The sequence below is a fragment of the Rhodanobacter humi genome, from assembly GCF_041107455.1.
Taxonomy (GTDB): Bacteria; Pseudomonadota; Gammaproteobacteria; order Xanthomonadales; family Rhodanobacteraceae; genus Rhodanobacter_A.
The window spans coordinates 970586-983506 of sequence record NZ_JBGBPY010000001.1; the positions used below are offsets into that span (position 1 = coordinate 970586).

General features: G+C 69.7%; 11 protein-coding genes. 5 read left to right on the forward strand and 6 right to left on the reverse strand.

All coding sequences use genetic code 11. The annotated features are described in order from the left end of the window. Positions 1-8 precede the first annotated feature (8 nt). Positions 9-1178, forward strand: a complete 1170-nt coding sequence (locus tag AB7878_RS04445; RefSeq protein ID WP_369493193.1) for a sialidase family protein — start codon at positions 9-11, stop codon at positions 1176-1178. After that, a complete protein-coding gene (locus tag AB7878_RS04450) occupies positions 1178-1645 on the forward strand; it encodes a thioredoxin domain-containing protein (RefSeq protein ID WP_369493194.1) in 468 nt (155 codons plus the stop codon). The genes AB7878_RS04445 and AB7878_RS04450 overlap by 1 nt, the downstream gene beginning before the upstream one ends. Before the next feature lie 126 nt (positions 1646-1771). Here AB7878_RS04450 and AB7878_RS04455 read toward each other — a convergent pair whose 3' ends face one another. From AB7878_RS04455 to AB7878_RS04465, 3 genes are all read right to left on the reverse strand, one after another. Next, a complete protein-coding gene (locus AB7878_RS04455) occupies positions 1772-2776 on the reverse strand; it encodes an isoaspartyl peptidase/L-asparaginase family protein (RefSeq protein WP_369493195.1) in 1005 nt (334 codons plus the stop codon). 100 nt (positions 2777-2876) lie between these two features. Further along, the gene (locus AB7878_RS04460) at positions 2877-4427 is read right to left on the reverse strand and encodes a M56 family metallopeptidase (protein ID WP_369493196.1); all 1551 of its coding nucleotides are present in this window, start codon (positions 4425-4427) and stop codon (positions 2877-2879) included. Next, positions 4420-4785, reverse strand: a complete 366-nt coding sequence (locus tag AB7878_RS04465) for a BlaI/MecI/CopY family transcriptional regulator (protein WP_369493197.1) — start codon at positions 4783-4785, stop codon at positions 4420-4422. The genes AB7878_RS04460 and AB7878_RS04465 overlap by 8 nt, the downstream gene beginning before the upstream one ends. A gap of 167 nt (positions 4786-4952) precedes the next feature. Between AB7878_RS04465 and AB7878_RS04470 the strand changes: the two genes are divergently transcribed. Then, positions 4953-6311 carry a 3-oxoacid CoA-transferase gene (locus tag AB7878_RS04470; RefSeq protein WP_369493198.1) on the forward strand — a complete coding sequence of 453 codons (1359 nt, stop codon included), beginning with the start codon at positions 4953-4955 and terminating at the stop codon, positions 6309-6311. 74 nt (positions 6312-6385) lie between these two features. On the opposite strand, the gene AB7878_RS04475 is transcribed toward AB7878_RS04470, so the two are convergent. The 3 genes from AB7878_RS04475 to AB7878_RS04485 form a co-directional block, all read right to left on the reverse strand. Further along, positions 6386-7372, reverse strand: a complete 987-nt coding sequence (locus AB7878_RS04475) for a histidine kinase dimerization/phospho-acceptor domain-containing protein (RefSeq protein WP_369493199.1) — start codon at positions 7370-7372, stop codon at positions 6386-6388. Between the two features lie 13 nt (positions 7373-7385). Then, a complete protein-coding gene (locus AB7878_RS04480; RefSeq protein ID WP_077484555.1) occupies positions 7386-8117 on the reverse strand; it encodes a response regulator transcription factor in 732 nt (243 codons plus the stop codon). Positions 8118-8205: 88 nt separating this feature from the next. Then, positions 8206-8823: an arylesterase gene (locus AB7878_RS04485; RefSeq protein ID WP_369493200.1), complete on the reverse strand. Its 618-nt coding sequence runs from the start codon at positions 8821-8823 to the stop codon at positions 8206-8208. Here AB7878_RS04485 and AB7878_RS04490 point away from each other — a divergent pair. Next, a complete protein-coding gene (locus AB7878_RS04490) occupies positions 8822-9523 on the forward strand; it encodes an ABC transporter ATP-binding protein (RefSeq protein WP_369493201.1) in 702 nt (233 codons plus the stop codon). The genes AB7878_RS04485 and AB7878_RS04490 overlap by 2 nt on opposite strands. Before the next feature lie 913 nt (positions 9524-10436). Continuing rightward, positions 10437-12920: an ABC transporter permease gene (locus AB7878_RS04495; RefSeq protein WP_369493202.1), complete on the forward strand. Its 2484-nt coding sequence runs from the start codon at positions 10437-10439 to the stop codon at positions 12918-12920. Position 12921: the final 1 nt, after the last annotated feature.

Here is a 12921-nt window from a genome sequence, read left to right on the forward strand (position 1 = left end):
GCCATGCCATGCGCCAACTGATCCTTACCCTGTTTTGCCTGCTCTCGTCCGCCGCCCTCGCCCACGACATGCCCGGCATGAAGATGCCCCGCGAACCCGCGCTGGGCGCCAGCGCCGTGTTCGACGCGCACGGCCGGCTGTGGGTGGTGGATGCGGCTGGCGGCCACGTGCGCCTGCGCCACTCCGACGATCTCGGCAAGACGCTCAGCCCGCCGCTGGACGTCAACGCCGTGGCCGAACCGATCTACGACGAGGGCGAGAACCGGCCCAAGATCGCGTTCGGTTCCAGGGGTGAGCTGTACGTGAGCTGGTCGCAGCCGCGTGCGAAGCCTTGGACCGGCTTCGTGCGCTTCGCCCGCTCGTCGGACGGGGGCGCGCATTTCTCCGCGCCGATCACCGTGCACCACGATCGTGCCGAGATCACCCATCGCTTCGACGCGCTGGCGGTGGACGGCCACGGCCGCGTGGTGGTCGCCTGGATCGACAAGCGCGACATGGAAGCGGCACAGGCCAAGGGCCAGCCCTACCTCGGCGCCGCCGTGTACTACAGCTGGTCGGACGACGCGGGCAAGAGCTTCGTGCCCGAACACAAGCTGATGGACAACTCCTGCGAGTGCTGCCGCATCGCACTGGCGCCCACGCCGGGTGGCGAGGTCGCCGCGTTCTTCCGCGGCATCTACGGCGACAACATCCGCGACCACGCCTGGGCCCTGCTGCCCACCGACGGCAAGGCACCGCACCCCGAGCGCGCCACGTTCGACGACTGGCGGATCGCCGCCTGCCCGCACCACGGCCCCGGCCTCGCGATCGCCGCCGACGGCGTGCGTCACGCGGTGTGGTACGAGGCCAAGCACGGCCCCGCGATCTGGTACGGCCAGCTCGATCCCGGCCATCCGCCGAAGCATCTGCTGAAACTCGGCGACCCCGGCGCCAGCCACGCCGACGTGGCCGTGCACGGCAAGACGGTATGGCTGGCATGGAACCAGGTCGACGCGAACGGCTACACGCTGATGCTGCGCGTTTCCGCCGACGGCGGCCTGCACTTCGACGCGGCGCGCGCCATCGCCCACTCCAGCGCTGCGGTAGGTTCGCCGCAGCTGCTGACGCGGCAGGGCCGCGCCTTCGTGGCGTGGAATACCACCGACGGATTCCGGATCGTCCCCGCCGAGGCCCCGTGATGCGCCGCGTGCTGCTCGCCACCCTGCTCGCGCTGGCGCTGCCGGCCCTCGCCCATGCCGGCACGCCCGTGCCGCTGTCCGCGGGTGACGTGCCCGCCCTGCTCAAGCCGCCCGCGCACGGCGTGCGCATCCTCGCGATCTGGGCGCTGGACTGCGCCTATTGCGAAGCGAACATGCAGGTGCTGGCGAAGCTGCAGCGTGCGCATCCGCGCGAGGTCGAGCTGGTCACCGTGGCCACCGACAGCATCGCGCAAGGCGCGCAGATCGCGGCACGGCTCAAGGCCATGCGGATGGACGGCTATCCGGCGCGGGCCTATGCCGAAGCCTCGCCTGAGCGGCTGGATTTCCTGCTCGACCCGAACTGGGGCGGCGAGACGCCGCGCACCGAGATCATCCGCGCCGACGGCAGCCGGCAAGGGATCAGCGGCGAACTCACCGCACCGCAGCTGCAAAAGCTGCGCCCGTAGGAGCGCACCTGTGCGCGACGAGCGAGAAGTGAGTGAAGAGGAGTGAGTAGATAGAGAAAGCATGGAAAGCGGCGCATCCTGCTCCTCTCTCACTTCTCACTCCTCTTCACTCACTTCTGTCGCACGTTACGGCTGATCGCCGGCATCGTCCGCGCTGGCGGCCGGCGCGGGCGCGGAGCTGCCGTCGTCCTCGTCGCCGTAGATCGCCACGTGCGGCACGCCGCTGGCGTCGATCCAGCCGCGGTACATGCCGTCGGTGTTGAACGGGATCGCGATGTTGCCGTGCGCGTCCAGCGCGATCGCGCCGCCGTTGCCGCCCAGCGCGGGAATCTCCTGGTTGATGACGACGGCGGCAGCGCGCTTGATCGGCACGCGCATCTGGCTCACCTGCATGCAGATCGCATGCGCCGCCACGGTGCGGATGTAGTACTCGCCCCAGCCGGTGCCGGACACCGCGCAGTCGCTGTTCGCATAGGTGCCCGCGCCGATGATCGGCGAGTCGCCGATGCGGCCCCAGCGCTTGTCGACCATGCCGCCGGTGGAGGTGCCCGCGGCGAGGTGGCCCTGCGCGTCCAGCGCCACCGCGCCCACGGTGCCGAAGTGCTTCGCGGCGTCCTCATCCTCGTGCGGCTTGCCGGCGCCGTCTTCCTTCAGCGCCTTCTGCAACTGCTGCCAGCGTTCCTCGGTGCGGAAGTACGCGGGATCGACCAGCGGCATGCCGATGCTCTGCGCGAACGCCTCGGCGCCCTGGCCGGAGAGCATCACGTAAGGCGTCTTCTCCATCACCGCACGCGCCAGCAGGATCGGGTTCCTGATCCGCTCGACGCCGGCCACCGCGCCGGCACGGCGGCTGTCGCCGTCCATGATCGCCGCGTCCAGCTCGTTCCTGCCGTCGTGGGTGAACACCGCGCCCTTGCCGGCGTTGAAGTTCGGATCGTCCTCCAGCACCACGATCGCCGCGCTCACCGCATCCACCGAGCTCTTGCCGGCCTTGAGCTGCGCGTAGCCGCTTTCCAGCGCCTTCGTCATCGCCGCGCGTATCGCCTTCTCCTTCGCCGGCGAGAGCTCGCGCTTGATCACCCCGGCGCCACCGTGGATCACCAGCACAGGCGGCACGGCGGCGTGGCTCATCGTGGCGACTCCGAGGGCGGCGAGGACAGGCAACAGACGGCGCGGCTTCACGGGGCTCTTTCCCTGAGGACAACAGGGGAAGTATAGCGAGCCGGTTTCGTCACTTGGGCTCGAAGCGCACCTGCTTGCCCTCAAACACCGGCTTCATGCCTGCGAGATTGGCCAGTTGCTGCATGGCCGTTCCTGCGGGCATGTCGTTGAACGACAACGTGACCGCAGCATGGCCCAGCGCATCCGGATTGACGAGCGTCCAGCCCGCTTTCGCCGCCACCGACTCCGCGACCGCGCGCGCCACACCGTTCTTGACGTGCTCGGTGACCTTGACGGGAGACGCCTCGGCAATCACACGCGCCGGACAACCGACTCGCGGCGTGAAGTCGATGGCAAAACCGCGCTTGCCATCCGCTCCGGTGCCGACCACGTGCATTGCCTTGCCGGGCGCACCCAGCAACTGCGTATGCTCCAACATCGCGCCGTCGGCCCCGGAAACGGTCATGTCGATGCGAAGGTGCCCGCTGTCTGCACTCGTGATGGTGGCGTCTACCCCGCCGCTGAGCATGCGCACCTTGGCAACCTCGCCGGGCGCGCTGCACAACGCCAAGGCCTGCGTCTCGGCATGGCGCTGGTGTTCATTGTCGCTGGAAAAGTCGACCGTCATGTCTAGTTGATATTCCGCGGCCGCGCCTGTCGCAGCCTGCGTCGGCGCAATGGGTGCGGTCGCGGCATAGACCGAACCGGCCAGCGCCACCACCAACAAGCCGATTGCGACGATGCCGGCGTATCGACGCAGGCGATTCGGTACAGGTGATTTCAACATGGCAATACGCTCCGTGAGTGGATGACGAGGGGGCCACGCGCAGCCCACCGGCAGCGCGAACGCGGCCGACCGGGTTTTCAACATCGCATTCGCATAGCTGCGCCGTTGCGCGCCGTGCCCGCGCAGCACCGCGGCATCGCAGGCCAGCTCCTGATCGTGGCGCAGGGCCGCGAGCGCCCACCACGCCAGCGGGTGGCACCAGAACAGTGCAGCCAGCAGTTGCGCGAACAGGCACCACCAGCCGTCGCCGCGCTGCGCATGCGCGTCCTCGTGGGCGAGGATCAATGCCTGCTCGGTGGTGTCGTAGCGCTCGGAGAAATCCGCGGGCAACACGATGCGGCTGCGCCAGGCGCCGACCAGGGCCGGGCCGACATCGGCATGCGCAGCGCGCAGCACCGGCCGACGCGACCGCGCATCAGCCATCGGCGTGGCCCCGCGCAGCCGACGCCGATAGCCGCGCTGCGCCAGGGCGGCCAGCGCAACTACGGCGGCGCCACCGGCCAGCCACAGCAGCATGGCGCCGATGCGCCAGTCGAAACCGCTCGCAACGCCCGCCTGCAGCGCCATCGTCCCAGCCGCAGAGGTGATCGTGTACACCAGCGGCGGCAACGGCGCCGAAGCCGCGGCGGCATGCGGCAGCTGGCTGGCCAGCAACGCCAGCGGTGGCAGCAGCCACAGCTGGAACGCGCGCTCGGCGCCGAACCAGCGACGGCACGGCTTGCGCAGCGCGGCGACGAACAGCACCGCCACGGTGAGGGCCAGCAGCGCCAGCCAGCCACGGGCGGCCCATGCCGCCGCCAGTGGTGCAAGACCCGGCAGGTGAAGCTCATTCATCGTCGAGCTCCTTCAGCAGCTTGCGCAGTTCGGCGATGTCTTTCTTCGTGAGCTTGCGCTGCTCGGAGAAGTGCGCCACCAGCGGCGCCACGCGGCCGTCGAACAGGCGGTCGAGCAGGCCCTTGCTCTCCTGCGAGACGTACTTCTCGCGGCTCAGCAGCGGCGTGTAGAGATAGCGGCGGCCATCCTTCTCCGCCTTCACCGCCTTCTTCCGCAAGAGGCGGTTGAGCAGGGACTTCACCGTGCCCTCCTGCCAATCCTGTGCCGGGCCGACCTCGGCGAGGATCTCCTCGGCGCTGCGCGGAGACGCGCGCCACAGCACCTCCATCACCACCGACTCGGCTTCGCTGATCGCCATGACGCCACCGTTTACATGCGTAAGTGAATTGATGTTTACATGCGTAAATGCATGCCGTCAAGCGACTGCCACACCGCCGCGGAAGGACTTGCGACCTTGGTACAGGACGGCCCGGCGGCAATCCGTCGTATCCTTGGCAGCTGGTTCCCCTGCATGAAGGCACGGCAATGGACAAGGTTTGCGCAAACGCCAGCAAGGCTCTCGACGGCCTGTTGTTCGACGGCATGACGATCGCGGCGGGTGGTTTCGGCCTGTGCGGCATCCCCGAGAACCTGATCGGCGCGCTGCTGGAGGCCGGCACGAAAGACCTCACCATCGTGGGCAACAACGCCGGCGTGGACGATTTCGGCATGGGACCGCTGCTGAAGACCCACCAGGTGAAGCGCGTGTACGCCTCCTATGTGGGCGAGAACAAGGAGTTCGAACGGCAGACCCTGGCCGGCGAACTGGAGCTGCACCTCACCCCGCAGGGCACGCTGGCCGAGAAGCTGCGCGCCGGCGGCGCCGGCATCCCCGGCTTCTACACCCGCACCGGGTTCGGCACCCAACTGGCCGAGGGCAAGGAAACCAAGGTCTTCAACGGCAAGGAATACGTGCTTGAGGAATCCATCACCGCCGACGTGGCCATCGTCAAGGCGTGGAAGGGCGACCGCCTTGGCAACCTGGTGTTCCGCGAGACCGCGCGCAACTTCAACCCGATGATCGCCACCTGCGGCAAGGTCTGCGTGGCCGAGGTGGAGGAACTGGTCGAGGTGGGCACGCTCGATCCGAACAACATCCACGTGCCGGGCATCTACGTGGACCGCATCATCCAGGGCGCGAAGTACGAGAAGCGCATCGAATTCCGCACCATCGCCGGTGCCAACACCGGCAAGGAAAACCCCATGCGCACCGCGCTGGCGCAGCGCGCCGCGAAGGAATTGCGCGACGGCTTCTACGTGAACCTCGGCATCGGCATCCCCACCCTGGTGGCCAATTACATCCCCGAGGGCATGGACGTGGTGCTGCAGTCGGAGAACGGCCTGCTCGGCATCGGCCCGTTCCCCACCGAGGCGCAGATCGATCCCGACCTGATCAATGCGGGCAAGCAGACCGTCACCACCCTGCCCGGCTCCAGCTTCTTCTCCAGCGCCGACTCGTTCGCGATGATCCGCGGCGGCCACATCGACCTGGCCATCCTTGGCGGCATGGAAGTCTCGGTCACCGGGGACCTCGCCAACTGGATGGTGCCCGGCAAGATGGTGAAGGGCCCGGGCGGCGCGATGGACCTGGTCAGTGGCGTGCGCCGCGTGGTGGTGCTGATGGAGCACTGCGCGAAGGACGGCTCGCCGAAGATCAAGGAGCAGTGCGAGCTGCCGATCACCGGCAAGGCCTGCGTGGACCTCATCATCACCGACCTCGCGGTGTTCGAGGTGGCCAAGGGCAAGGGCCTGACCCTGGTCGAGCTCAACCCCGGCGTGACGGTGGACGAGGTGAAGGCGAAGACCGGCTGCGCGTTCGCGGTGGGCGCCGCGCTGAAGCAGTAATCGCGGCTACAGCAAACCTGTAGGAGCGCACTCCCGGATCAAGTCCGGGGGTGCGCTCCTACCCTAGATACAGCTCAGGCGGCCGCCGCCGGCAAGGTCTCCGGGAAACGCACACGCGCCACGCCCGGCTTGCCCGGCGCGTGCAGTTCCAGCGGCCAGGCAAAGCGGTCGCTGATGCGCTGGGCGATCGCCAGCTCGAAGCTGAGCCGTTCGTCGCCGGGGCGGATCGGGGCGGCGCCAGCCGCCGCATGGCTCACGGTGATCGCGCCGGGCAGCACGGTGACCACCACGCGGCCCGTATCGGCATGCTGGCAGGCATCGCGAATCAGCTGCCAGCACAGCACCGAGAACGCGCGCGCGGAACCATGCAGCGCGAAGCGCGCCGGTTCCTCCAACTGCAGCTCCACCGACGAGCCGGACATCAGGTCGCGCGCGGTTTCCAGCTCGCGGCGCAGCACGTCGTTCACCACGAACCGCTCCGCGGTGCCACCGGGATCGGATTCGCGCGCGAGGATCAGCAGCACCTCGACCAGCGCCTCCAGCTCGCGCGTGGCGCGGTGGATGCGCCGCACCGAGCGCCGCCCGCATTCGCCGAGACCGTCCTCGTCGGCCAGCATGTCCACCGCCATGCGGATCACCGTGAGCGGCGTGCGCAGTTCGTGGCTGGCGTCGCGGGTGAAGTTGCGTTCGCGCTGGCCGTAATCGGCGATGCGCGCGGCGAAGCCGTGCAGGCCGTACGCCAGCGCGACGAGATCGGCGTCGGCGTCCTGCGGCAGGCGCTCGGGCCGCAGCGCGGCCGGATCGGACAGGCCGTCGTGCCACTCGCGGATCAGCCGCGCGAGCGCGCTCACCGAACGCCATTCGCGCCGCGTGGCCAGCCAGGCCAGGCCGGTGACGATCACGATCACCGCGATCGCCGCCGGCAGCGGCGCCTGGTCGTAGGCGCCCATCACGCAGACGATCGCCACCGCCACGAACTGCAGCGCAAACACCCAGGCAATGCGGCGCCGGAAGGCACCGGCACGGAAGATCGCCGCACCATCCACTTCTTTCGCATTCATCTACGTTCGTGCATCACGCCATGTGGGCAGCCGTGGCCACTTCCGCGTCGAGGTCCGCGAGCCGGTAGCCGGCCGAGTGGATGGTATGTAGCAGTGGCCGCGCGAACGGTTTGTCGATGACCCGGCGCAGGTTGTACAGGTGCGAGCGCAGCGTGTCGGAGTCGGGCAGCATGTCGCCCCAGATCTCGCGTTCGATGTCGCGCCGGCTCACCACGCGCGGCGACTCGCGCATCAGGATCGCTAGGAGCTTCAGGCCGATCGGCGACACGGTGAGCTCCTGCCCCGCGCGGGTGAGCCGCAGCGTGGCGGTGTCCAGCGTCATGTCGCCCACGTTGAGCACTTCGGCCGAGACCTGGCGGCGGTCGCGACGGATCAGCGCGCGCAGCCGCGCCTCCAGTTCGCGCACCTCGAAGGGCTTGACGAGGTAATCGTCGGCGCCGGCTTCCAGCCCGATCAGCTTGTCCTCCAGCGTGTCGCGGGCGGTGAGCATCAGCACCGGGGTGGCCTTCTTCGCCTCGCGGCGCAGCTTGCGGCACACCTCCAGGCCGTCGAGGCCGGGCAGCATCAGGTCCAGCACGATCACGTCGTAGCTGCTGGTGACCGCCAGGTGCAGTCCGCTGGCGCCGTCGGCCGCGTAGTCCACGGAATAGCCGCAACGCTCCAGGAACTCGCCCACCGTCTCGGCGATCTGGCGGTTGTCTTCCACCAGCAGAATCAGGCCGGCCTGCTCGTCGTGTCCGCTCATGTCGCTCCTCCTGCGTGGCTTCACAAATGTGAAGAGCTAACCGGGCACACGGTGACGACGGCGTGAAAACGGCCCGGAAACGTTCAGCTCAAGGGCGCAGCAAGGGCTGCAGCACGCGCCACACGTTTTCCAGCACCTTCGGCTCGCCAGCCGCCGTCGGATGCAGGCCGTCGGCCTGCATCAGGGCCGGATCCAGTGCCACGCCGTCGAGCAGGAACGGCAGCAGGGCCACGTGCTTCTGTTTCGCCAGATCGGCGTAGACCGCGCGCAGGCCGTCGCGGTACTGCGGGCCGTAGTTCACCGGCAGCTCGATGCCCAGCAGCAACACTTTCGCGTGCGTGGCCTGGGCGGCGGAGATCATCGCCGTGAGGTTGTCGCGCAGCTGGTTCAGCGGCAGGCCGCGCAGACCATCGTTCGCGCCCAGCTCGATCACCACCACGCCGGGCCGATAAGTCGCCAGCAGCGCCGGCAGGCGGTTGCGCCCGGACAGCGAGGTCTCGCCGCTGATGCTGGCATTGACCACGGCCCATGGCGGCACCATCTTGCCAAGACGGACTTCCAGCAGATGCACCCAGCCCTGCTCCGTCGCAATGTTGTGCGCGGCGGACAGCGAGTCGCCCAGCACCAGCACGGTACGCGCAGGCGTGGCCTGCACCGCGACGACGGCGCCGGCCAGCCACAACAGCAAGCACAGGAAACGACGCATGAGCGACACGCCCCACCTTGTCCTGGAAGCGCACGATGTTAGCAAGTCGGTGGACGGCCCCGAGGGGCGGCTGCAGATCCTCGACCGCGTGAGCCTGCGCGTCGCCGCCGGCGAGAGCTTCGCCATCGTCGGCGCCTCCGGTTCGGGCAAGACCACCCTGCTCGGCCTGCTCGCCGGGCTGGACACGCCGAGTTCCGGCAGCATCCGCCTCGACGGCCACGCGCTGGAGACGCTGGACGAGGAGGCGCGCGCCGACCTGCGCCGGCGCCTGGTGGGCTTCGTGTTCCAGTCCTTCCACCTGCTCCCCGCGCTCAGCGCCGAGGAGAACGTGATGCTGCCGCTGGAACTGGAAGGCGACGCGCAGGCGCGCACCAAGGCCCGCGCAGCACTGGAAGCGGTAGGCCTCGCCGCGCGACGACGCCACTACCCCGCCCAGCTCTCCGGCGGCGAGCAGCAACGCGTGGCGATCGCCCGCGCCTTCGTGCATGGCCCGCGTCTGCTGTTCGCCGACGAACCCACCGGCAACCTCGACCAGCGCACCGGCCACCACATCGCCGACCTGCTGTTCGCGCTGAACCGTGACCACCGCACCACGCTCGTGCTGGTGACCCACGACGCACAACTCGCGGCGCGCTGCCAGCGGCGCATCGAGTTGCACGAGGGGCGCGTGCTGGCGCACGCGGCGGCGGTGGGCGCATGAGCGCGCGCATTGCTCCCCGCTCCCGCACACGGGAAGACGCAAACATCCCTCCCCTCTCCCGCTTGCGGGTACGCCGGGAGGCGCCATGGATGGCGTCGGCCTTGAGGAGCGAGGAGAGGGGTCGGGGGAGAGGGTCTTTTGCTTCTCTCGCTGGATACGACACCAAAGCGGTTTCGTGCGCCCTTTGGGCGCGCGAGCTACTTTTCTCTGCGTGGCCAGAGAAAAGTAGCCAAAAGAGAGGCCACCCCGATGGCGCGCCCTCCGCCCATCCATGGGCTCCGGGTACGCGGGCGGGTTACGGGGTTTTTCGACGGGACTCCTGTCCCGGCGAAAAACTGGCCCGCATCCCTGCGGGCCATCCTGCGGACTTTCCTCCACCCGCCCGCCGCGCCATAGGGGCCCCGGGTAAAGCAGCGCGCTCCTGCGCGCAGAAGCAACGGCACCCCACCCCAACCCTCCCCTGCATGCAGGGGAGGGTGACTACGGGCTCGCGGCGCCTGGTTTTTGCTCCGGCTTCTGGCGCGCACGATGCGCGCCCGCTCTTGCGGGCCCCCTCGGCGGCGGTGAGCCGTGGACGAGAAGGCCGCGCAGCGGGCGAGGTCATGGATGACCTCGCCTTTTCGCGCGGGCAGGAGCCCGCTCGAAAAGCCCGGCCACGACTCACGGACTTTCCGCCCACGGATGGGCGGAAAGCGCCGCCGCGGGGTGTCGTTTCCTCTTGGTTACTTCTCCTTTGGACAAGCAAAGGAGAAGTAACTCGGGCCGCGGCAGCGGCACGAAACCGCTTTGAAACTTGCGGAACCGCAGAAGCCCCCCTCACCCCAACCCTCTCCCCCAACGATGAACCCGTTGGGGGAGAGGGAGGAAGCAAAGCAGCGCAGGACGTCGCGCATACGTCCAAAGGAGCGCAGCCATGAAGCTCCTGCGCCTGGCCCTCCGCAACCTGCGCCGCGAATGGCGGCTGCCCGAACTGCGCACCCTGGCCGGCTCCCTGTTGCTGGCGGTGCTGGCGCTGGGCGTGGTGGCCACGCTGGCCACGCGGGTGGAGCGCGGCATCCTCGCCAGTGCGGCGGAGCTGATCGGCGGCGACATCGGCGTCTCGGCGCCGCAGGCCGTGCCGGGTGTTTACGCCGACGAAGCGCGTCGCGATGGCCTCACCATCAGCCACGCCGCCGGTTTCCCCAGTGTGGCGTTCGCCCATGAGCGCAGCCAATTGCTTGACGTACAGGCCACCGACGGTGCGTATCCGCTGCGCGGCAAGCTGGTGCTCGCCGATGCCGCCGGGCGCCAGCGCAACGGCCATGGGCCCGCCACCGGCACGGTGTATCTCGACCACCGCGCGCTGGTGGCGCTCGCGCTCCAAGTGGGCGACACGCTGCAGCTGGGCGGCAGGGAACTGCGCATCGCCGCGGAACTGGTGCAGCAGCCCGACGGTGGCGCACTGGTGACGCTGGCGCCGCGCGCGCTGATGAGCCTGCAGGACGCCGAGCAAGCCGGCTTGCTGGGCACCGGCAGCCGCGCGCAGCACCGCCTGCTGCTGGCCGGCACGCCGGAAGCGGTGCAGCGCTGGCGCACCTGGGCGCAGCGGCAGAGCCTGCCGCAGGGCGCGGAATTGATCACGCCGGAGCAGACCCAGGAGCGCATGCGCACCGCGTTCGATCGCGCCGGCGCCTTCCTGCATCTCACCGCCCTGCTGGCCGCCCTGCTCGCCGGCGTGGCGATCGCGCTGTCCGCACAGCGCTACGCGCGGCGCAAGACGCCCGAGGTGGCGCTGCTGCGCGCGCTGGGCACGCCGCGCCGGCGCGTGCTGGGCCTCCTGCTGCTCACGCTTGCCGCGCTGGCGCTGCCGGTGGCGCTGGCCGGCGTGCTGCTCACGCTGGGCGCGGCGCAGCTGGCCTGGCAGTTCGCCAGCACCTTGTTCGGCGGCATTCCCACCGAGCTGCCGCTGCTGCCCGCGCTGGGCGCCGCGGCGATGAGCCTGGCCGTGCTGGCCGGCTTCGCGTTGCCGCCGCTGCTGCGGCTGGCCGAGGTGCCGCCAGTCGCCGTGTTCCGCCAGAGCCTGGCGCGCCGGGTGCGCCGCTTCGATGCGCTGTACCTGCTGCCCGCGCTGGTGGCGCTGGCGCTGATCTGGAGCCAGAGCGGCTCGCTGAAACTCGCCGGCATCCTCGCCGCCAGCCTTACCGGCGTGGCGCTGGTGGCCGCGCTGCTGGCGGCGCTGCTGCTGTGGCTGGCGCGGCGCGTGGCGCCGGGTGCGCATCCGGCCTTGCGGCTGGGACTCGCCGCGCTGGCACGGCGGCGGGGCTTGAGCGTGGTGCAGGCCACCGCGCTCGCGCTGGGCCTCACCGCGCTGCTGCTGTTGTCGGTGGTGGCGCCCGCGCTGCTCGACGGTTGGCGCCGGGAGCTGCCTGCCGATACGCCGAACTGGTTCGCGCTGAACCTGCAGGACGAACAGCGCGCCGGCTTCGCGCAGGCGCTGGCAGGCATCGGCGCCGACCAGCTCAACATGATGCCGCTGGCGGTGGGCAAGCTCGTCGCGATCGATGGCAAGCCCATCGACCAATCGCACTTCGCCGACCCGCGCGCGAAAGACTGGGCCGACCGCCAGCTGCGCCTGTCCTGGGCCGACGCGCTGCCGCCCGCGAACCGGGTGATCGCCGGCCACTGGTTTGCGTCGCAGCCGGCGCAGGCCGAGGTATCCGTGGACCGCATGTGGCGCGACATGTTCGCGCTGAAGCTGGGCGACACGATGAGCTTCGACGTGGGCGAAGGCCGCGTCGATGCAAGGGTCACCAGCTTCCGCCAGGTGGACTGGAGCTCGTTCCGGGTCAACTTCTTCCTGCTGCTCGACCCCGCGCATGCCGGCGCGCTGCCGCACACTTGGCTGGCCAGCTTCCACCTGCCGCCCGGCCACGCGCAGGCGATGGCGCAGCTGTCGCGCGATTATTCCAACCTCAGCCTGGTCGACGTGGATGACCTGCTCGCCCGCATCCGCCAGATCGTCGACCGCGTGGGCGGTGCGGTGCGCTGGATCCTGGGCTTCAGCCTGCTCGCCGGCGCACTGGTGCTGGCCGCGTCGCTCGCCGCCAGCGCCGCCGAGCGTCGTCATGAAGCGGCCCTGCTGCGCACGCTGGGCGCACGCCGCGCCCAGCTGCGCGTGGCCGCCGCCTGCGAGTTCGCCCTGCTCGGCCTGATCGCCGGACTCACCGCGGCACTCGGCAGCGCAGGCGCTGGTCTGTGGCTGGGTCGCGCAGTGTTCCGCATCGACGGGTTCGTGCCGCCGGCGTGGCCGCTGGCGCTGGGCGCGCTGGGCTGCGCGTTCGTGGTGATGCTGTTAGGCCTCGCGGGCACGCGCAAGGTGACGCGCACCTCGCCGATGCGGCTGCTGCGGGAGGGCTGAG